Source organism: Methylobacillus methanolivorans, from assembly GCF_054588515.1.
Map to the genome: position 1 here is coordinate 98,547 of NZ_BAAILT010000002.1, position 21,005 is coordinate 119,551.

Consider the following 21,005-nt stretch of genomic DNA (forward strand, 5'->3'; position numbering starts at 1 on the left):
AATCTGCAGCCGGAGAATGTGGCTGTCATCGTCAATACAGACCAGCCGGAAAGTGTGCAGGCAGGGGAGTATTATCTTAAAGTGCGTCGCGTACCTGTGGAAAATCTCATTAAGGTGAGTATTCCTGGCAGCCCTAAGAAGTTGAGCGCGCAATACTTTTCCCAGCTTAAGCAAGAAATTGATGCTCAGCTAAAGCCCCAGCATCAGGCGATTGTGATGATGTGGACAGCGCCTTATGCCGTGGAGTGTAACTCCATTACTTCGGCGATGACTATGGGGTTTGACCCTGAGCAATGTGCTAATACTTGCGCGCCAGCCAAGCATCCTAGCCGCTATTTCAACTCCCGCTCGCTCAAGCCTTTTGATGAGATGGGTTATCGATTGTCCATGTTGTTGCCCGTACAGTCGTTTGATGAGGCCAAGTCTTTGATTGATCGCGGCTTTGCCAGTGACTACAGTGCGCCTGCTGCCACGGCTTATTACCTGACAACTTCAGATAAGAATCGCAGCAGTCGCGCCATGTTTTTCCCACCTTCAGGCAAGGTGGCTCAACGGTATCTTGAAATCAAAAGCCTCAACACTGATAGCATTCGTGATGTGCAGGACATCATGATTTACCAGACAGGTCTGGTAAAGGTGCCTTATCTTGATACCCTGCAGTTCTTCCCAGGTGCCTTGGCAGACCACCTGACCTCAACCGGGGGTGATTTGTTGAGCAATGGGCAGATGAGCAGCTTACGTTGGCTGGAAGCAGGGGCGACGGCTAGCTATGGCACGGTGTCGGAACCATGCAATTATTGGCAGAAATTTCCTAATCCTTCAGTATTGCTCAAGCATTATCTCTTGGGGGCTTCGGCGATTGAAGCTTATTGGAAGAGCGTGGCTTGGCCTGTTCAGGGAGTCTTTATCGGAGAGCCATTGGCCTCACCTTACAAGCGATAAGGTATCGCTTGTTGTGGTGCTTGTGGCCTCTATGCGATAATCGCCAACTACATTGATTGCGCAAGCAAAAGCCGTTTGACGGCTTTTGCTGTTTATTGGGTAAGGATATATGCCAGTTATTCGTTTGCCAGATGGTTCGGAACGCAAGTTTGATGAGCCTGTGACTGTCGCAGAAGTTGCGATGAATATTGGTGCCGGTTTGGCACGTGCTGCTTTGGGCGGCAAGGTCAATGGCAAGGCCGTGGATACTTCGTATCAGATCACAGACGATGTTGATCTGGCGATTATTACCGATCGCGATGCTGACGGGCTGGAGATTATCCGCCACTCAACCGCCCATTTGCTGGCGCAGGCAGTCAAGCAGTTATTCCCAGAAGCACAGGTGACGATTGGTCCTGTGATCGACAACGGTTTTTACTACGACTTTTCCTATAAACGTCCATTTACGCCTGAAGATTTGCAGGCAATCGAAGCTCGTATGCAGGAGCTGGTCAAGCGCGACATTCCTGTCGTGCGTACTGTCATGATGCGCGATGAGGCCGTCGCTTATTTCAAATCGATTGGCGAGGATTACAAGGCTGAGATTATCGGCTCTATTCCTGCAGATCAGGAAATCTCCTTGTATACCCAGGATGATTTTACTGATCTTTGCCGTGGCACCCACGTGCCATCCACTGGCAAGCTCAAAGCCTTTAAGCTCATGAAGGTTGCTGGTGCCTATTGGCGCGGCGATTCCAACAACGAGATGTTGCAGCGCATCTATGGCACAGCATGGGCCAAGAGGGATGATCTGGAAGCTTATCTGCACATGCTGGAGGAGGCTGAAAAGCGTGACCATCGCAAGTTGGGCCGTCAGTTGGACTTCTTCCATATGCAGGATGAGGCGCCGGGCATGGTGTTCTGGCATCCGCGTGGGTGGAGCATCTGGCAGGAAGTTGAGCAGTATATGCGCAACATGTTCCGCGAGTATGGCTATCAGGAAGTGCGTACACCGACCATCATGGATCGCTCTATGTGGGAGAAATCAGGGCATTGGCAGAACTATCATGACAATATGTTCACGACCGCCTCGGAAAACCGGGATTATGCAGTCAAGCCAATGAATTGCCCTGGACACATTCAGATATTCAATAGCTCTCTGCATAGTTATCGTGATCTGCCATTGCGCTTGGCTGAGTTTGGTTCATGTCATCGCAATGAGCCTTCTGGTGCTTTGCATGGGCTGATGCGCGTGCGTGGCTTTACTCAAGATGATGCCCACATCTTCTGTACTGAAAATCAAGTGAAGGATGAAGTAGCTGATTTCATCGTCATGCTCTACAAGGCCTACCAGGACTTTGGTTTCACAGAAGTCTTGGTCAAGCTTTCCACCCGTCCTGCAAAGCGCGTGGGTACCGACGAGGCATGGGACAAAGCCGAGGAGGCGCTGGCTATTGCGTTGCGTCAAAACAATCTGGGGTTTGAGTTGCAGCCGGGTGAAGGTGCTTTTTACGGACCCAAGATTGAGTTCACGCTAAAGGATAGTCTTGGTCGCTTGTGGCAGTGCGGTACCATCCAGCTTGATTTTAACTTGCCTGAGCGCTTGGGTGCCGAGTATGTTGACGAGGACAATACCCGTAAGCATCCAGTGATGTTGCATCGCGCCATTGTTGGTTCCATGGAGCGCTTTATTGGTATCCTGATCGAGAACTTTGCTGGCGCCATGCCTGCTTGGTTGGCACCGGTGCAAGCGATGGTGCTCAATATCAGTGATGGGCAGGCTGAATATGTCAATTCCGTGGTCGAGGAGCTACGCAAAAATGGCTTCCGTGTCGATTCGGACTTGAGAAATGAGAAAATAACCTATAAAATCCGCGAGCATAGCTTGCAGAAGCTGCCTTACCTCCTGGTTGCAGGTGAGCGCGAAATGCAAACTGGTCAAGTGGCCGTGCGTACTCGCAAGGGCGAAGACCTAGGTTCAATGCCGGTAAGTGCGTTTATTGAGCGCTTGAAGGCCGACATTACCGATAAGGTCTAAAGTACCTCGCAAGTAGCGCGGTCTATTATTTTGGCCTTACATATTAAATAACGGGAGATTTTGCGATAGCTCAGGAAAAGGAATTGCGGATCAATGGCGATATTACAGCGTCACAGGTTCGCTTGGTTGGGGTGGATAACGAGCCGTTAGGCATCGTTAGTCTGAATGAAGCATTTGCCAAGGCCGAAGAGATTGATACCGATTTGGTTGAGATCGCGCCACAGGCTAGTCCGCCTGTCTGTCGGTTGATGGATTACGGCAAATTTAAGTATGCCGAAAGCAAGCGTCAGCATGAAGCACGCCTCAAGCAAAAGCAGGTGCAGGTCAAGGAAGTTAAGTTCCGTCCTGGCACTGACGAAGGCGACTACCAAGTCAAGCTACGTAACCTGATTCGTTTCCTGCAGGAAGGTGATAAGGCAAAAGTGACCTTGCGCTTCCGTGGTCGTGAAATTACTCACCAAGAGATTGGTTTGGCGTTGCTGAAGCGAGTTGAGGCTGACTTGCTTGAGCACGCAGTGGTGGAGCAGTTCCCCAAGATGGAAGGCCGCCAGATGGTGATGGTGTTATCACCGCAAAAGAAAGCAAAGCCTTGATGCCTTCTGGCGGCAGGGTTTGTGAGTAGTAAGCAGTAAAGGAAGCGGCGACGAGGCCAACGGCATGCCCGATCGCTCTTTTTTCAATATCCCTTTTAGGAGAACAAAATGCCAAAGATGAAGACCAAGAGTAGCGCCAAAAAGCGCTTCAAGTTCTTGGGAAATGGCAAGGTGAAGCGTACTCACTCTCACCTGCGTCATATCCTGACCAAGAAGACCACTAAGCAGAAGCGTAACCTGCGCGGCACGGCTATTATTTCCTCAACTGACGTCAAGCGCGTACGCGCCATGATGCCAACTCAATAAGGAGATAAGAGATGCCTAGAGTAAAGCGTGGTGTTATTGCCCGTGCGCGTCACAAGAAGGTTCTGAACGCTGCCAAGGGTTATCGTGGTCGTCGTAAGAACGTCTACCGTATCGCCAAACAGGCGGTGATGAAGGCTGGTCAATATGCTTACCGTGACCGCCGTCAAAGAAAGCGTCAATTCCGCGCATTGTGGATTGCACGTATCAATGCCGGTGCTCGTGAGTATGGCTTGACCTACAGCCGTTTCATCAACGGTCTGAAGAAGTCTGCGGTTGAAGTTGACCGCAAGGTGCTGGCCGATCTGGCTGTGTTCGACAAGCAGGCGTTTGCCAAGTTTGCCGAACTTGCTAAATCCGGTCTCGCCGCTGCCTAAGCAACAGCAATAAGAAAAGGAGGCCTTGTGCCTCCTTTTTTTTCCGGGTTTTTCCACAAGCGGCCATGATGTTTGATGGCATGTGGCATCAATTTGAAGAGTGGTTGTTTGTGAAAGCATCCGTGAGGACAAAACCGTAACATGCAAAATCTAGATCACATTATCAGCGAAGCACAGCAGGACTTCGCAAGCTGTGCCAGTATCGCCGACCTTGAGCAGGCCAAGGCACGTTACTTGGGTAAAAGCGGCAGCCTGACAGAAGCCTTGAAGGGGCTGGGGAAACTGTCTGCAGAAGAGCGCCCTGCTGCAGGGGCGGCTATCAATGTCGTCAAGCAACAAGTGGAGTCTGCACTCAAGCAACGCCGTGATGCTATTTTGCAGGTGGAACAGGATCGTCAATTGGCCAGCGAGACAATTGATGTCACGCTTCCGGGCCGTAGTGCAGGCGCTGGTGGCTTGCATCCGGTAACTTTGACCTTGAAACGTGTAGAGGACCTGTTCCGTTCCATTGGTTTTGAGGTGGCAGAAGGCCCTGAAATCGAGTCCGATTTCTATAATTTCACTGCGCTCAATATCCCGGAAGACCACCCTGCGCGCGCGATGCACGACACCTTTTACGTAGATGAAAAGCATGTGTTGCGTACCCATACCTCACCGGTACAGGTGCACTACATGCAGGACAAGGCGCCACCACTCAAGATCATTGCACCAGGACGCGTATACCGTGTTGATTCTGATGCCACGCATTCTCCCATGTTCCATCAGGTGGAGGGGTTGTGGGTGGATGAGCACATTAGTTTCGCTAACCTCAAGGGTGTAGTGCAGGATTTTCTGCAACGCTTCTTTGAACGTGATGATTTGCAGGTACGTTTTCGTCCATCTTTCTTTCCATTCACCGAGCCTTCAGCAGAAATGGATATGAGCTGGAACGGCGGTTGGCTGGAAATTGGTGGCTGTGGCATGGTGCATCCAGAAGTGTTCCGCCATGTCGGAATTGATAGCGAAAAGTACCGCGGTTTTGCCTTCGGCCTAGGCGTAGAGCGCCTGACTATGCTGCGGTACGGCGTTAACGATCTACGCCTGTTCTTTGAAAACGATTTGCGCTTCTTGAAGCAATTCGCTTAGCCCCTACTTTTGGACAGATCAATACTATGCAATTTTCTGAACACTGGCTGCGCCAATTTGTAAATCCAAGCCTGGATAGCCAGGGCTTGAGCCACGCCCTCACTATGGCGGGCCTGGAAGTGGAAGAGCTGGAGCCGGTTGCTCCTGATTTCACTAAGGTTGTTGTCGCGGAAATTATCAGTGCCGAGAAGCACCCGGACGCTGATCGCCTGCAGATCTGCAAGGTCAACGTCGGCGCTGCAGAGCCACTGCAAATCGTATGCGGTGCGTCCAATGCACGCGCTGGGCTTAAGGCCCCTTGTGCGCTGGTGGGTGCAGAGCTGCCTGGCTTCAAGATCAAGCAAGCCAAAGTGCGCGGTGTTGAATCCTTCGGCATGATGTGCTCTGCCAAAGAGCTGGGCATGGCCGAGGAGAGTGATGGCATATTGGAACTGGCGGCAGATGCGCCAGTGGGCCAAGATATTCGCGAATTATTCGACCTTAACGATAAGCTGCTCACCCTTAAGCTGACACCTAACCGTACCGATTGTTTGAGTATTGTCGGGATTGCCCGGGATGTGAGCGCGTTAACTGGTGCGTCACTGCAGTTACCAGTGATTCAGCAGGTGCCTGTTAGTCATACGCATCAGTTGGCGGTCAAGGTACATGAGCCAAGCGCTTCCCCACGCTATGCTGGCCGCCTGATACAGGGTGTTGATGCTAACGCTGCAACGCCAGATTGGATGATGCGTAGGTTAGAACGCAGCGGTATCCGTAGTATCAGTGCGATTGTCGATATTACCAATTATGTCTTGTTGGAGCAGGGCCAGCCACTGCATGCATTTGATGCGGACAAGCTCCAAGGCGGTATTCAGGTGCGCTATGCACGTCAAGGCGAAGAGTTGTTGTTGCTCAATGATCAGCAGCTGACTTTGAGCGATGATTTTCTGGTGATTGCCGATGATCAGGGGCCTTTGGCGCTGGCCGGGATCATGGGCGGTGAAGCAAGCGCGGTAGGTGATACCACCCGCAATATTTTTCTCGAAAGTGCGTTCTTTGACCCTGCAGTGATCGTGGGTAAGGCGCGCCGATTGAATTTTTCTACTGACTCCTCTTATCGTTTCGAGCGTGGTGTTGATTTTGGCAATACCGTACAGGCTCTGGAGCGCGCTAGCCAATTGGTGCTGGAAATCTGCGGTGGCCAGGCGGGGACAGTAACCGAGGTATTGCACCAGTTGCCTCAACGTCCCGCTGTGCATTTGCGCTTGGGACGGCTGAATTCTGTACTGGGTATTACGCTGGATGCAACACTTGTGGCTGCATTGCTTAAGCGCTTAGATTTCCAGTTTACGCAGGTTGCAGACGGTGTTGAGGTGACGCCTCCTAGCTATCGTTTCGATATCAAGATAGAGGAAGATTTGATCGAAGAGGCGGCCCGCTTGCATGGATATGACAATATTCCGGCACTGGCGCCACAGGACGAACAGCGTATGTTGCCATCACCAGAGTCCAGGCTGAACCGAAACAGTTTGCGCGATAGCTTGGCGGCCAGTGGTTATCAGGAGATTGTTAGCTACAGCTTTGTTGATGAAAGCTGGGAGCGTGACTTCCTTGGTAACGCTAATGCGATTGCCCTGAAAAATCCTATCGCGAGCAACCTCGGTGTTATGCGCACGGGGCTATGGGCTGGCTTGATGGAAACCTTGATCTATAATCTCAACCGCAAGCAGGAGCGTGTGCGCCTGTTTGAAATTGGCTCGGCGTATTTTGCCGAAGATGCAGGGTATCGAGAAGTGGGTCGTATTTCTGGCCTGGCTTATGGCGGTGCTGAACCAGAACAATGGGCTGTGGCTGCACGTGAAGTCGATTTTTTCGATGTGAAGACGGAAGTAGATCGCCTGACCCATGGCCGTGCTCAATATGTCGCTGGACAACACCCAGCTCTGCATCCTGGCCAAACTGCGCAAATCTTGGTAAATGGCCAGGCTATTGGTTGGATAGGTAAGTTACACCCCAAGTGGCAACAGCATTATCAATTGCCCCGTAGTGCCATATTGTTTGAGCTGGATATTGAGCCTTTGCTGCAATCTCAGGTGGCATCCTATGTGCAGGTAGGGAAATTCCCTCCGGTGCGTCGTGATATGGCTGTGGTGGTGGATGAATCTACTTCTATCCAGGCATTAATCGACACCATGCGGACGAGCAAAAATACCTTGATCAGCGACATTGCGTTGTTCGATGTTTACCAAGGTAAAGGCATTGCTGAAGGGAAAAAAAGCCTTGCATTTCTTGTGCTTATGCAAGATACTCAAAAAACTTTGACCGATGCAGAAGCCGATGCAGTAATGGCCGAGTTGCTGGATTTATTGGCTCAGCAACATGGTGCAGCATTAAGAAATTAGAAAAAAGTAGTAGGGAAAGGTTTTGCATGACATTAACAAAAGCTGATTTGGCTGATTTACTGTTTGAACAAGTAGGTTTGAACAAGCGTGAAGCCAAGGACATGGTAGAAGCATTTTTCGAGGAAATCCGTACAGCACTGGAAGCTGGCGATAGCGTCAAACTCTCGGGTTTTGGCAATTTCGAGTTACGCCAGAAGTCTGAGCGCCCAGGGCGCAATCCAAAAACAGGCGAAGAGATTCCCATCACTGCTCGCCGCGTAGTGACTTTCCATGCTAGCCAAAAGCTTAAGAGCAAGGTAGAGGAGGCATATGCCGGAGCAAGCGCCTAAGGTTCAGCTCCCGCCGATCCCTGCAAAACGCTATTTCACCATTGGTGAAGTCAGTGATTTGTGCGGGGTCAAACCCCATGTGTTGCGATACTGGGAGCAGGAGTTTACCCAGCTCAAACCCGTAAAGCGCCGTGGAAACCGCCGGTATTATCAGCATCATGAAGTGTTGCTGATTAGGCGCATACGTGAGTTGCTCTATGAGCAAGGCTTTACCATCAGTGGTGCGCGTAATCGCCTAGATGAAAGTAATGGCAATGGTTTGTCTCACGAAAGTAGTATTCATGAGTCATCTGTTGCCGATATTCAAGTAGCTTCTGCTGCGCAATCAATTACCCCTGCAGTTGATTTTGCAGCACTACGTTCAGAACTCCGCGAAGTGCTGAATTTATTAAGCCTACACTGAATAAAGCCCTATTTTTACCTGTGCTAAATCCGGTATTTTTGATACAATCTTTTTCTTGATTTTCGGCCCTGCCGGAAACCTAGGTTCGGGGCGTAGCGCAGCCTGGTAGCGTACTTGCATGGGGTGCAAGGGGTCGTGTGTTCGAATCACACCGTCCCGACCAATAGCAGCAAGGGTTTCACGAATTATCCCCTGTGAGATACCTGCATAAGTATTAGAACATGTTCTAATACTTACTCTTTCGGAGGCATGGTCAGAATCACTTCTGACCGCTCTGGAAGACTCAGTTTATATACTCCTCCGTCATAGATTCATCGGTTGTGCTGCTGTAATACGCAGTTATTTCAATTCATAGCTAGCAATCTTTGTGTCAGCCTTAACTCCTTCAGTGTTGTGCCCTTCTACGTTGCTGCTTTCTGTCGCTCTGCGGAAAGTCGTGCCTATGCCATTGATTGTATATGGTTGATTTTATTAAGTACGAAATAGTGCAGTGTTGATTGCCGATGATATTTGTTCTTATGACAGTGTCAGCTGGCCTGGGTATCGTTGACATGTCTATACTGATTACGCAAACTTGCCGCTGATGCAAGGCTAAGCCTTAATCATTAGAACGTAAAAAATCTAATTTGTGACTATTTTATTAGGGGATCATGTTGCCGCCATTACCTTTTCATCAGCGTTCCATTGCCATTTTTCTCCCCGTTGTTTTTTGTTTGCAGAGTTGTGTGACGACTGATCCCAAGACTGGCAAGCCTTCGATTGGTGAAACTTTCAAGCAGACGTTTGCCAATGATGATCCATGTGCGAACAATGCGCGTAATATCGGTATCGTGGCTGGTGCTTTAATTGGGGCGTTGGTAGGTAATAAAGTGGCAGGGGGTAATAAGGCCGTCGGGACTTTGGTGGGCTTAGGCCTGGGAGGTGCGCTGGGTGGCTTCATCGGGTCCGAGGTGGACAAGCGGCAGTGCGAGTTGGCTAAGATTCAGAAGAAATATGATCTGGATATGCAGGTGACACCAATTGAAGTTCAAGCGACGCAAACGACGGCTTCTGCACCTGCCCAGTCGCAGAAGGTTGGTCTTTCCGTCTCGGTAGTGGATGTGGAGGGCAAGCCGCAGTTCCAGAGCGGTTCTGCTACGCTAGAAGCAGATGCCAGTGTGCATTTTGCCGAAATTGCACGGCAATATTCGCTCAAGACACAGTTGGATGCGCTGGGGCCTAATGCCTCGCAACAGGAAAAAGACAAAGTAGCCCAGGCCTTGAGCGTGAAGCGGGTGCTATTGATTGGCCATACCGACGACACGGGGAGCACTAGTCTAAATGCGGAGCTTTCCGAGCAGCGTGCACGTGAGGTTACCAAGGTATTCAAGGCTAACGGTGTGGCTGAGGACCAGTTGTTCTATCAAGGGGCAGGCGAGACTCTGCCTGTGGCCGATAATCGTACCGAACAGGGACGGGCGAAAAACCGGCGGGTGGAGATTGTTGATCTCAGCAACGAGGAAGTGTTCAACCTTTACCTGAAGACACGTCGTGCCAATACGGCATATTACCGCCCGGCCGATTCGATGACACCTGTTGCACAGAGCAAGCCAGTAGCAGCGGGTTCCAACAAGCCTAAAAAAGCCGTGCCAGCAGCAGCTAAGAGCGAGATGCCTGCGGCGAATGCAGCTCAGCCAGCAGCCGGTGACGATAAAAAACGCAATATGAAATCTATTCCGACACCTACGGCGACTGCTGACAATACGATCGATTTTGGCGGGGTGCCGTTCAATGTGGCCTTGGCCAGCCTGGATGTGGGCGAACTCAAGTCATCCGGCAAAACTTTGCGCTTGATCAGTGAGGCACAAGCGAGTGACATGCGTGAGATCGCCAGTTGCAACCTGGATCGTCCACGGCAGTCTGGTGCGGTGAAGAGCTTTAAAAGCGGGAAGACCTATGCCACAAGCGAATTCCTGCCTGGTTTGTATGGCCGTACCTGGCATGACACGGTTGGCGGTCACCTGGTGATACTGAACAAGGTGGCCGTGCTCAGTGACGGAGCTGCGCCCGCTAATGCCCCCGAGCTCAAGGTCTATACCCGTTATGATGCCGTGAAGGGACGCAATGCTAAGCCGGATATCGAGCTGGCGCCCGCAGTGAATACCTATCAGGGTAGCCAAGGCTTGCTTTATCGCGTATTTGCCGATGGCAAGAGCGGGCTGGAGTGCATGGATATTTTGTTCCCTGCCAATAATGCTAGCGTTGCCGCTGGAGGCAAGATACTTTATAACCATGGCGGCAGTGATTATGTGGTGGATTTCAAGCCCAGGATGGCTGCCAGCCAGAAATAACATCCATGTGCATCATGGGTGAGGTCGTGGTTCACGATCAGTTAGTATTCTAAATATAAGTCAAAATAAGGGGAGCAATATGCACGAGTTCTTTGCAACGTATCCATTACTGGCCTGGAGTGTGGTCAGCACCATGCTGGCGCTGGTGGTCATTGTGGCTTTATGGGAAAAGGTGAAGTGGTGGTGGTTGAATACCTGGGCGAGCTTCCCGCTGATCGGGCGTATCAGCCGGCTTTCGCGGGATCTCAATCGGGATGTGACCAACCCGACCTGGTTCAAGGCAGAGAAAACGCTATGCCGCGATTACAAGAAATTTATCCGTATCCAGAATGAGCAGGATTTCAATGACAAGATCGACTACCTGACCAAGGCGGGTGATAACGGGCGTAAGTCTATTCCTGTCTGGATATGGATATTGACGGTGGCGATGGTATTTGTGGAGGCCATGGGTTTCAGCTATGTGCTGGCTGGATATACCCTGCCTGGCGCCAGTGAGAACCTGCAGCAGACAGGGGCTTATGGCATTGCCTTTCTGATTTCCATCATTCTGGTTGCACTGACGCATTTCGCCGGGCATGAGCTATACAAGTCAGGCAAGATTGCCCATGCGCGCCGCGAATGGGCCGAAGAAGGACGTAAGCACAAGCTGACCACTGGCACGGTGCCATTGGCCAAACCGCAATCCATTGATGATGACCAGCCGCGCTATACGCAGCTATGCAATCGTGTCGGTACCCATCCTAGTTATAAGATCACCATTCTGACTGTCATTTTTGTCGTATCCGTAGCCGTTTTTGCCACTTATGTGCGCGGGCAGGTGCTAGAGAAGTCACTGCATCAGGAAGTGGTTGGCTCCAGCCATGCTGTCGCAGCCAATGCTTCGGATGGGCTGGATTTCTCCAATGATTTGCCATTGCCTGAGGCCGACTTGGCGCAAGACCGTGCAACGGTGGACAAGGCCTTGCAGGATGAAACCTCAATTGATCGTCACGGTGGCTGGGCAACATTTATTGTATTGGCCTTTGTGTTTGTCTTCCTGCAGATACTGGGCGTGATCTTTGGTCACCGCTGGGGCTTTGCTGGCCAGAACAGCGCGGCGGCCTTTGCCGATATTGGGCATGGGCGATACAACACTTATGCTGATGTGCGCGAGCATTATCAGGAGGTGACCGATGCTGCGCAGGCCAAACTTGAGGCATTGCAACAGAAGCTGATGGAACGTAATGCTGAGCATGGGACTGACGGTATGCATACCAGTAATAGTTTTTATGATTTTCTTGAATTGAGTCGCCAGGAAGAGGCTAAAGACCGTGAAAGCCAGCGTCAGCATACCAATCGTTATGCCGAGGAACGTCGTGCGCCCCAGATAGTGCAGAATGCACAGGAGTTCAGTGCGGCGGTATCGTTACAGGAGGCATTGCGCACTCTGGAAAGCTTGCAGGACAAGGAAGCGAAAAAGGACTATATCCATAGCTTGCCCGCCGATTTGCAACAACAGGTGCTGGAGGCCATCAAGCAGGCCAAGCTCGCCGAGCAGGAAAAAAACAGCCGTTCCAAGCTAGATTCTGAACTGGATGACTTACTATGAGGCTATTCACTCAGGGGCTATTGTCAGGGGCCTTGCTGTTGCTGGGCGGTGCAGTGCAGGCAGCGGGTGCAGTGCCCACGTGTTATCACGCCAAGTTGCCCGCCGTGGATGCGAGGCCGGACACTGAAATATTTGTTGTCATTGATCAGACCACGGTGTTTGATCACAATTTGAAGCAACTGGTCGGCAATAACCTACGTCCTTTCCTGCGCGCCAATAACGCTTTTTCCGTGATCCGTTTTTCGGCATATACCCAGGGGCAATATACCGAACTGTTGGTATCTGGCGTATTGGATCCACTGATTGAGCCAGCGAAAAGAAACGACATATCCAAGCCCGTGTTGGCAAAGTTTGATCAGTGCATTGCGAATCAGCCCAAGCAGGCAGCCCAATCGGCAGGTGCTGCCTTGAAATCGGCATTCGGCGGTAGCACTACCACCATCGGCAAGTCCGATGTTATCGGCAGCCTCAAGGATATCTCCAGCCGCGTCAGGCAATCGCCTGCACGGCAAAAAGTAGTGCTGATTGCTTCGGATATGCTGGAAAACTCCGCTGTCACCAGCTTTTATGCCAATCAGGCGGTAAGGACGATACAACCTGAAAAGGAGCTAGCGCTGGTGGGGAAAAACCAGTTGTTCGGTGATTTTTCTGATGCGCGCGTTTACGTGATTGGTGCAGGCTTGCTGGCGGATGATGCCAAGACCAAGACGGTGTATCGATCGCCACAGACAATGCAGGCCTTGCATGCATTCTGGACGCAATATTTCCAGAAATCTCGAGCCGAGTTAGTCGAGTTCGGGCAACCGGCCTTGCTAAATCCGGTCAAATAATAAAACAGGCCCGCTAGTCGGGCCTGTTTTACATCCGGATAAGGACAAAATTTAGACTAGGGAGTATATTAACGAAAAAGCAGGTACGGGATGTATATCCCGAGATCAAATCGTGGCAGTTCTGCACAATCGTCAATAACTCTTGGAGGAGTGTAGTAATGAGTCTTGATAGTTTGAAGGGTCTGGGTATTAAGGTCCCGTACAAAAATAAGTATGACAACTACATTGGTGGCAAGTGGGTTGCGCCTGTAGACGGTCAATATTTCGATAATATCAGCCCGGTGACTGGCAAGGTATTTTGCCAGGTAGCACGTTCTAACGAAAAGGACGTTAATTTGGCGCTGGATGCCGCGCATGCGGCCAAGGATGCATGGGGCAAGAAGTCGGGTACTGAGCGCGCCAATATTCTGCTGAAGATCGCCGATGTGATGGAAGCCAATCTAGAGACCATTGCGATTGCCGAGACTATCGATAACGGCAAGCCCCTGCGTGAAACCATGGCTGCCGATATTCCACTGGCTATCGACCATTTTCGCTATTTTGCTAGCTGTATTCGTACGCAGGAAGGTGGCATCAGCGAGATTGATCACGAGACAGTGGCCTATCATTTTCATGAGCCGCTGGGTGTTGTCGGTCAGATCATCCCTTGGAATTTCCCTATCCTGATGGCGGCCTGGAAGCTTGCGCCTGCACTGGCTGCGGGCAATTGTATCGTCATGAAGCCCGCCGAGCAGACACCGGTTTCCATCCTGATCGTGATGGAATTGATTGGTCATTTGTTGCCTGATGGTGTGCTTAACATCGTCAATGGTCATGGTGTAGAGGCTGGCAAGGCGCTGGCAACCAGCCCACGTATCGCCAAGATCGCGTTTACTGGTTCGACTTCTGTAGGGCGCCTCATCATGCAGTACGCCAGCCAGAACTTGATCCCTGTGACGCTGGAGCTGGGTGGCAAGTCTCCCAACATTTTCTTTGAAGATGTCATGGACAAGGATGATGCCTATTTCGACAAGGCGCTTGAAGGCTTTACCCTGTTTGCCCTTAACCAGGGTGAAATCTGTACCTGCCCAAGCCGTGCGCTGATTCAGGAATCTATCTATGAGCAGTTCATTGAGCGTGCGCTCAAGCGAGTGAAGGCGATCAAGCAGGGTAGCCCATTGGATAAGTCCACCATGATTGGTGCACAAGCTTCGAGCGAGCAGGTTGAGATCATCATGTCTTATATCAAGCTGGGCCTGGAGGAAGGCGCCGAGTTGCTGACTGGCGGCAAGTCTACCAAGCTGGCTGGTGACCTGAGCGAGGGCTATTACATTGAGCCTACCGTGTTCAAGGGCCACAACAAGATGCGTATTTTCCAGGAAGAAATCTTTGGCCCAGTGCTTTCCGTCACTACATTCAAGGATGAGAAGGAAGCCTTGGAAATTGCCAATGACACGATGTATGGCCTGGGTGCTGGCTTGTGGACACGTGATGGTAGCCGTGCATTCCGTGTTGGACGTGCTATCCAGGCTGGTCGCGTCTGGACTAATTGTTACCATCTCTATCCTGCGCATGCTGCATTCGGTGGTTACAAGCAGTCCGGTATTGGCCGCGAAAACCATCGCATGATGCTGGATCATTACCAGCAGACCAAAAACCTGCTAGTGAGCTACAGCCCGAATGCGCTGGGTTTCTTCTAGTAGAGTAGGCGCTTGAATGGACGCCCGGATTGACTGCTTCAATCCGGGCGTTGTTGTTTCTGCTGGCTGGGTAAATGTGGGTATGAAGGAGATGACATGGCGACAAGTCGGATAGTGGCAACGCCTGCGGCGGCGGCATTGATTGATGAACTACAGGCCAGGCATGGCAAGCTGATGTTTCATCAATCTGGTGGCTGTTGTGAGGGCAGTGCTCCCATGTGCTTGCAAGAGGGGGAGTTCTTGTTGGGCAGTTCTGATGTCAAGGTGGGCATGGTGCATGGGGTGCCGTTTTACATGAACAAGACCCAATTTGAATATTGGCAACACACTCACCTGACGCTGGATGCGATCTCTGGGCATGGCGGCATGTTTTCGTTGGAGCAGGCGACGGGCAGGCATTTCCTCATCCGTTCGCGCTTGTTCACGGATGAAGAATTACAGGATTTGGAGCCTGTTGAGAACTGTGGATGATCGACAGGCAGATCAGTTAATATGCCTGCCCATCTTCATTACTGTATGTCATGAGTGATCCTCTGCTGCTTTGGGGTTTCCTGCAAACATCGTTGCTTGAAATAGTGTCTTTCGCGTTAGCGATCGCCATGGTACTGCTGAATATCCGGCAGTCGCCATGGGCATGGCTGTTTGCAATCGCTTCTGCCGGGTTGTATGCCGTTGTTTTCTACGATGCCCGCATCTATGGCGATATGCTGTTGCAGTTCGTCTTTATTGCCGTGTCGCTATGGGGCGCTTACCAATGGCTGTTCGGCGGGCGCGATCATCAAGGTGTGACCGTGACACGCTTGTCTCGTCGCGGTTGGCTGCTGGCGGCTGGTAGCTGGGTGTTTGTTTATGCCAGCGGTGCATTACTCTTGCATCATTTGACGGATAGCGATGTCGTGCATATCGATGCTTTCCTGACGGCGGGCAGTTTGGTGGCGCAATGCCTGCTTACGCGCAAAATACTGGAAAACTGGCATATGTGGATATTGATAGATGGCCTCTACATCGCGCTCTATGCATACAAGCATCTTTATTTGACAGCCTTGCTCTATGGCCTGTTCGTTGTGCTAGCCGTGTTGGGCTTGCGGGCCTGGAAAAAGTCATTGTCAGCGACTGTCGTCCTGCCATGAAAAATATGGTGCCGCGTATTGCTATTCTTGGGGCTGAATCCACTGGGAAATCCACCCTGGCGGAAGCACTGGCAGCGCATTATCGTACGGCATGGGTGCCAGAATACCTGCGCGAGTTCGTCGAGACATTTCAACGTACGCCACGTGCCGACGAGCAGTTCATGATTGCCACTACACAACGCCAGCGTGAGAAAGAGGCTGAGCGACATGCCAACCGTCTATTGTTCTGTGACACCACGCCGCTGATGACGATTGTCTATAGCGAACATTACTTTGGGCAGGCAGACATGGCGCTTGTGAGACTGGCAGCGGCATATGACTATGCTGCGACGATAGTCACTGCGCCGACCATGCCATGGGTAGCTGATGGCATGCAGCGCGAGTCCGACGAGGTGCGCCAGAAGGTACATGCTCGGTTACTGTGTAAACTGCGGGATGCTGGCATCACATATCGGCTCGTGGATGGCTGCATGCAGCAACGCGAGATGCAAACCATTGCATATTTATCGTTAGCTTTATCACAATCAGCGTAAGCAACGCTCACTTCACGGATACACTCAAAAAATTAGAGAAGGGTATGTGAAAGCCTGCATCAGGCTGAGCTTATTGCTTGTGCCTGATGTTGTAGGCAAGGTTTAGGCGTATCAATACAGTCCCCAACTGGTAGCCTAGGGTTTTGTTGATCGCTTCTTGCTTCTACTTTTCCAGCCCCGTTTGTTTGCCACATTAATCAGTCGCTGGAAAGTAGGACATTCCATGTGTGATGGTGCTGGACAGTCTGCAACGTGGCGCAATGTATCCCGTAGCGCCTTTAGCTCATGAATTTGTCGATCAATCTCGTCCGCGCGCTGGTGGAGCAGCTGGCGTGGCAAGTCTGGTGTGCCGTTTTGATCAAACATCCCGGCAATTTCCTGTAGCGAAAAGCCTGCCAATTTTCCGATGGAAATCAGCTTGAGTTGTAAAAGCACCTCTGCGGAAAACTGTCTGCGCAAACCATGCCGTGATACCGAAGTAATTAGCCCCGTTTCTTCGTAGTAACGCAGGGCAGAGGGTTTAATTCCGCTCTTTTCTGCGACTTCGCCAATATCCATAAACTCCATACTTGACCTCAAGTTGACTTGAAGTATTAGCATGCCCTGATCTATAGAGCAGGACAAGAGATAAGGACGATGAGCGTAGGCAAATTATTCACCCTTGCAAGAAAGCAGGCGGGCGTCAGATTCACGCTGGCACTATCAATGTTGATGGCCTCTTTGGGAACGAGTATTGCCAATATCGCATTGCCTGCGTTGGCTGAGGCATTTATGGCACCGTTTTCGCAAGTGCAGGCCGTTGTCGTTGCTTATCTTGCCACCATGACGATCATGTCCGTGGTCGCCGGGCGGCTTGGTGACCGCTATGGGCTGAAACAGATGCTCATTGCGGGCTTGGGATTGTTCACTGTGGCCGCACTGTCTTGCGGCATTGCGCTTAACCTGTGGTGGCTGATTGGAGCAAGAGCCCTTCAGGGAGTAGGTGCAGCCTTTCTCATGACGCTCGTCATGGCGATGATGCGCCAGGCCGCTAGCGAAGCTCGGTTGGGGCAAGCCATGGGCCTGCTGGGAACCATATCTGCGCTAGGTACGGCACTTGGCCCAGCGTTTGGTGGATGGTTGCTTTTGGTCACGGGGTGGCGAGGCATTTTTCTGATACAGCTTCCACTGGCGCTGATTGCCTTGATACTGGCACTCTGGATATTGCCAACCCCGACAATCAACAGGAAAGCGCCAGCTCCCAGTGTATGGCAGGTGTTGAATGCAAAGCTACTGCCCAATCTCGCTATCAATCTGCTGGTGGCTGCCGTCATGATGGCGACACTCGTGATTGGCCCATTTTATCTTGGTCTGGGGCTTGGGTTGCGAGCAACGCAGGTGGGCCTGGTCATGGCGATAGGACCTGTGATCTCGATCTTTAGCGGCGTCGTGTCAGGAAAGCTGGTTGACACCTTAGGCAGTCACCGAACCCTTTTGATTGGACTTATGCTACTGATTGTTGGCACGCTTCTGTTAGCGTTGTTGCCAAATTGGGTGGGTATGAATGGCTATATTGTTTCTATTATCGTCCTGACGCCGGGTTACCAACTCTTTCAAGCTGCCAACAATACAGCAGCTCTTGCCAACGTACCCAGACATATTCACGGCACGATTGCCGGCCTGCTTGGTTTAGCTCGCAATATTGGCTTGATTGTAGGTGCTTCCGTGATGGGGGCAGTATTCGCTTTGGGCGTTGGCACAGAAGACTTTATCCATGCATATCCCGCAGCAATCGCCGCAGGGATGCGGCTGACGTTTTTGCTGGCTGGCGGAATGATGATCATCGCGATTGCAATTGCCGTGCCCCAACTGACTGGGAAAGGGACAGGTTGAAAGGGTTGATATTGCTATCCCGATGCCAGTGATTGCTATTATCTGTAGCAAGACAACCTTAGAAAACTATCGTGTCTTCATCGTGCTTGATAGGGGTGAGTTTTGCTTCTGCCCCTGGCTTGGGAGGCAGTATTCCCAATGCTTCCCGACAAGTTTCATCGAGCTATCCTGCCTTATGTCATCAAGCTCCGCGCACTCGTTTGATCAGAAATCAATTTGCGCGGACACGCGGAATACGCGTGGTGCGCCTGGAATCATGTAGCCGCCGAAAGCGCTGGATGCATCGCCCCAGTAGAACTTGTTGAACACATTGTCCACCCCAGCCCTAAAGGTAGTGGCTGTGTTGCCAAGCTTGGCTGTATAGCGAGCCCCAAGGTTCAGCACGTGATAACCTTCGACCTTTTTGTTTAAAGCAGCAATGTCATTGCTGGGGGAGAAGTTTTTGCTGCTGGAGTAAAGCCAGGTTGCATTCAGCTTGAGCGCAGGCAAGCCAGGCCATGTGTATTCGCTATACACTGCAGATTTGAATCTCGGCACATTGCCCACTTGCTTGCCTTCGATACGTGCATCGTCTGTGCCTTCCGCCCGTGCTTGTAAAGCGGTGAAGCTGCCACCCAGCATCCAGTCACGTGTCATGCGGTTTTGTGCGGCCAGTTCCAGGCCACGGTTGACTTGCATGCCGTTCATCACATAAGTCTGCGTGCCATTTCCATTGTCGTTGACGTATTCATTCTGGCGCTTGATCTGGAATACTGCAGCAGACAAGCTCACCTTGCTGCTTGGCTCCGCTTTTACGCCTAGCTCTATTTGCCGAGAGCGGCTAGGGTCCATAATGATTTCTGCATTGGTCGTGCCAGTGGGCGCTTCGCCACCTGGTTCCAGGCCTTGGGAGTAAGAGCCATACACCGCTACTGCTGGCTGCACGTTGTAAACCAATGCTGCACTCGGCAGGATGAATTGATCATCGGTACTACGGGTGGTGGTTCCTGATGAGTTGAACTGGTCACGTTTGAGTTGCACGTAACGTAGGCCTGCATGTAGCTTGAGCTGCTCGGTCAGGGTCATGACATCTTGTACAAACATCGCGCGCTCTTCATCTTTACGGCGCAAATGAACGGGCTTGACCTCTGCTGGTGAGTAATTGTCGTAATAGACAGGATTGTAGATGTTGCTATCACCGACATATGGCGAAACATAGTCGGCAAAGTGATCGCGACGACGCAGCGTCGAAAGGCCGACTGTCAGGTCGTGCTTTACCACACCTGTGGTGACATCGCCTTGTAGCAGCGCCTGGGTAGTGGTGATGGAGCGCTTGTCATTTTTACGGCGCAGGTCATAGAGGGAATAGCCGCCATCACTGCAATAACCGACATATAATCCCTGGGCTGCACAACCTGAGGGTAAAGCCACCGCATCATCTCGATGCAGGACTGATTGATTGGCCTGCAAGGTGGTACGCCAGTGGTCGTTTAGTGTGTAGTTGAACTTCACGCCGATATTGTGGCTGTCATCGACGACAGGGCTGCTCCAGGATTGATCGTTGAGCATCTGCTTGGCGCGAATACCTGTCGGAATGCGCTGTTCAGGCCCAAGCAGCTGGAAGCCTGGTACGGTCAATTGCGATTTATGCTGATAATCCAGATCCAGCTGCAAGAGCGCACGTGGGCTCAGGTGGAAATCAAACGCACCTGAAATGAAGTTACGATTGCCTGTTGAGCCATCAATATATGATTTGATGTCTTCCGCCGCGGCATTAATGCGATAACCGAAGATGCCGTTTTCAGTACGTCCGCCAATATCTACTGCGCTATATACCGTACCGCGTTCGCGTACCTCAAAAGTTGCTGTGTGCAGCGGCGTATCGGTGGGGCGCTTGGTCACATAGTTGAGCATGCCGCCTGCAGCAGCGATGCCTGATTGCAGGCCTGCCAGGCCTTTCAATATCTCGATACGCTCCTTGTTTTCCATGGGCACCATGGCTTGCGCCAGAATCACCAGTCCGTCTTTGCGATAGTTGGCACCCTGATCCAATACGAATCCGCGAATCGCAAACCAATCTGCAAGGCCAACAGCGTTGTAGGAGTTTTGCACACTGGCATCCCATTTCACTGCATCAGTGGCGGAGCGTACGCTGCGATCCTGCATCTGTTCCTGTGTCACGACCGTAATTGAGGCCGGTGTTTCCAGTAAGGATCGGTCGGAAAAACTGCCAATGCTAGCCCGCCGTGCCTGAGTATCCGCTGATGCAGAGGAAACGACCAGCTCCGGCAATGCGCTATCCTCGGTATCTGCCGATTGTGCCAAGGCAGCAGGCGAAAATGTGCAGGCGACTGCTAGCACGCTAAGTTTGTGACGGAAAGGGAAAGCTGGCATTGTTGTTCACTCGCGTTACGGAAAGGCACGCGCAGGAATGAACAAAGAAGCTCCGGGATGGACCTTGAGTGGCTTTGCGCTTCCCTACGCTGGCATTATCCAGGTCAGGTTCAAGGGTTTTTCTCACCCGAAGATTTGACTCTTCAGGACCCCTAGCGTGGGCCGTATACTACCAAAAAATGTAAAGAAAACGCCAGTTT

General features: G+C 51.5%; 19 protein-coding genes, 1 tRNA gene and 1 riboswitch. Of the genes, 18 read left to right on the forward strand and 2 right to left on the reverse strand.

The features are described 5' to 3' along the window. Nucleotides 1-18 precede the first annotated feature (18 nt). From LG202_RS01775 to LG202_RS01855, 17 genes are all read left to right on the forward strand, one after another. Nucleotides 19-942: a TIGR03790 family protein gene (locus LG202_RS01775; RefSeq protein ID WP_230346713.1), complete on the forward strand. Its 924-nt coding sequence runs from the start codon at nt 19-21 to the stop codon at nt 940-942. Between the two features lie 109 nt (nt 943-1,051). Continuing rightward, the gene (gene thrS, locus LG202_RS01780; protein WP_230346714.1) at nt 1,052-2,959 is read left to right on the forward strand and encodes a threonine--tRNA ligase; all 1,908 of its coding nucleotides are present in this window, start codon (nt 1,052-1,054) and stop codon (nt 2,957-2,959) included. Between the two features lie 83 nt (nt 2,960-3,042). Continuing rightward, complete coding sequence (infC, locus tag LG202_RS01785) at nt 3,043-3,552, forward strand: translation initiation factor IF-3 (RefSeq protein WP_230346715.1); 510 nt, start codon at nt 3,043-3,045, stop codon at nt 3,550-3,552. Nucleotides 3,553-3,660: 108 nt separating this feature from the next. Then, entirely contained in the window at nt 3,661-3,858 is a 198-nt protein-coding gene (rpmI, locus tag LG202_RS01790; RefSeq protein ID WP_011480222.1) for a 50S ribosomal protein L35, read from the forward strand. An 11-nt stretch (nt 3,859-3,869) separates the two neighbouring features. Further along, a complete protein-coding gene (gene rplT / locus LG202_RS01795) occupies nt 3,870-4,232 on the forward strand; it encodes a 50S ribosomal protein L20 (protein ID WP_011480221.1) in 363 nt (120 codons plus the stop codon). A gap of 141 nt (nt 4,233-4,373) precedes the next feature. Continuing rightward, complete coding sequence (gene pheS / locus LG202_RS01800; RefSeq protein ID WP_230346716.1) at nt 4,374-5,357, forward strand: phenylalanine--tRNA ligase subunit alpha; 984 nt, start codon at nt 4,374-4,376, stop codon at nt 5,355-5,357. A 26-nt stretch (nt 5,358-5,383) separates the two neighbouring features. Beyond that, a complete protein-coding gene (pheT, locus tag LG202_RS01805) occupies nt 5,384-7,738 on the forward strand; it encodes a phenylalanine--tRNA ligase subunit beta (protein WP_230346717.1) in 2,355 nt (784 codons plus the stop codon). Nucleotides 7,739-7,764: 26 nt separating this feature from the next. Continuing rightward, entirely contained in the window at nt 7,765-8,067 is a 303-nt protein-coding gene (locus tag LG202_RS01810; protein WP_226757146.1) for an integration host factor subunit alpha, read from the forward strand. Then, nucleotides 8,048-8,470 carry a MerR family transcriptional regulator gene (locus tag LG202_RS01815; protein ID WP_230346718.1) on the forward strand — a complete coding sequence of 141 codons (423 nt, stop codon included), beginning with the start codon at nt 8,048-8,050 and terminating at the stop codon, nt 8,468-8,470. Before LG202_RS01810 ends, LG202_RS01815 begins: the two co-directional genes overlap by 20 nt. A gap of 86 nt (nt 8,471-8,556) precedes the next feature. Next, a tRNA-Pro gene (locus tag LG202_RS01820) sits at nt 8,557-8,633 on the forward strand. Nucleotides 8,634-9,195: 562 nt separating this feature from the next. Beyond that, the gene (locus LG202_RS01825) at nt 9,196-10,800 is read left to right on the forward strand and encodes an OmpA family protein (protein WP_230346719.1); all 1,605 of its coding nucleotides are present in this window, start codon (nt 9,196-9,198) and stop codon (nt 10,798-10,800) included. 79 nt (nt 10,801-10,879) lie between these two features. Continuing rightward, nucleotides 10,880-12,388, forward strand: a complete 1,509-nt coding sequence (locus LG202_RS01830) for a hypothetical protein (protein WP_230346720.1) — start codon at nt 10,880-10,882, stop codon at nt 12,386-12,388. Further along, nucleotides 12,385-13,218, forward strand: a complete 834-nt coding sequence (locus LG202_RS01835; protein WP_230346721.1) for a hypothetical protein — start codon at nt 12,385-12,387, stop codon at nt 13,216-13,218. The genes LG202_RS01830 and LG202_RS01835 overlap by 4 nt, the downstream gene beginning before the upstream one ends. A gap of 158 nt (nt 13,219-13,376) precedes the next feature. Continuing rightward, nucleotides 13,377-14,897, forward strand: a complete 1,521-nt coding sequence (gene exaC, locus LG202_RS01840) for an acetaldehyde dehydrogenase ExaC (RefSeq protein ID WP_230346722.1) — start codon at nt 13,377-13,379, stop codon at nt 14,895-14,897. Nucleotides 14,898-14,993: 96 nt separating this feature from the next. Further along, the gene (locus tag LG202_RS01845) at nt 14,994-15,368 is read left to right on the forward strand and encodes a DUF779 domain-containing protein (RefSeq protein ID WP_230346723.1); all 375 of its coding nucleotides are present in this window, start codon (nt 14,994-14,996) and stop codon (nt 15,366-15,368) included. 50 nt (nt 15,369-15,418) lie between these two features. Next, nucleotides 15,419-16,027, forward strand: a complete 609-nt coding sequence (gene pnuC / locus LG202_RS01850; RefSeq protein ID WP_230346724.1) for a nicotinamide riboside transporter PnuC — start codon at nt 15,419-15,421, stop codon at nt 16,025-16,027. Next, nucleotides 16,024-16,560 (forward strand): ATP/GTP-binding protein, encoded by a 537-nt coding sequence (locus LG202_RS01855; protein ID WP_230346725.1) that lies wholly within the window; start codon nt 16,024-16,026, stop codon nt 16,558-16,560. The genes pnuC and LG202_RS01855 overlap by 4 nt, the downstream gene beginning before the upstream one ends. A 135-nt stretch (nt 16,561-16,695) precedes the next feature. Here LG202_RS01855 and LG202_RS01860 read toward each other — a convergent pair whose 3' ends face one another. Next, nucleotides 16,696-17,127: a helix-turn-helix domain-containing protein gene (locus LG202_RS01860; RefSeq protein ID WP_230346726.1), complete on the reverse strand. Its 432-nt coding sequence runs from the start codon at nt 17,125-17,127 to the stop codon at nt 16,696-16,698. A gap of 69 nt (nt 17,128-17,196) precedes the next feature. On the opposite strand from LG202_RS01860, the gene LG202_RS01865 reads away from it, so the two are divergent. Further along, a complete protein-coding gene (locus tag LG202_RS01865; RefSeq protein ID WP_230346727.1) occupies nt 17,197-18,432 on the forward strand; it encodes an MFS transporter in 1,236 nt (411 codons plus the stop codon). Between the two features lie 204 nt (nt 18,433-18,636). Here LG202_RS01865 and LG202_RS01870 read toward each other — a convergent pair whose 3' ends face one another. Further along, entirely contained in the window at nt 18,637-20,805 is a 2,169-nt protein-coding gene (locus LG202_RS01870; RefSeq protein WP_230346728.1) for a TonB-dependent siderophore receptor, read from the reverse strand. A gap of 64 nt (nt 20,806-20,869) precedes the next feature. Beyond that, a riboswitch (TPP riboswitch) is annotated at nt 20,870-20,969 on the reverse strand. Between the last annotated feature and the right edge of the window lie 36 nt (nt 20,970-21,005).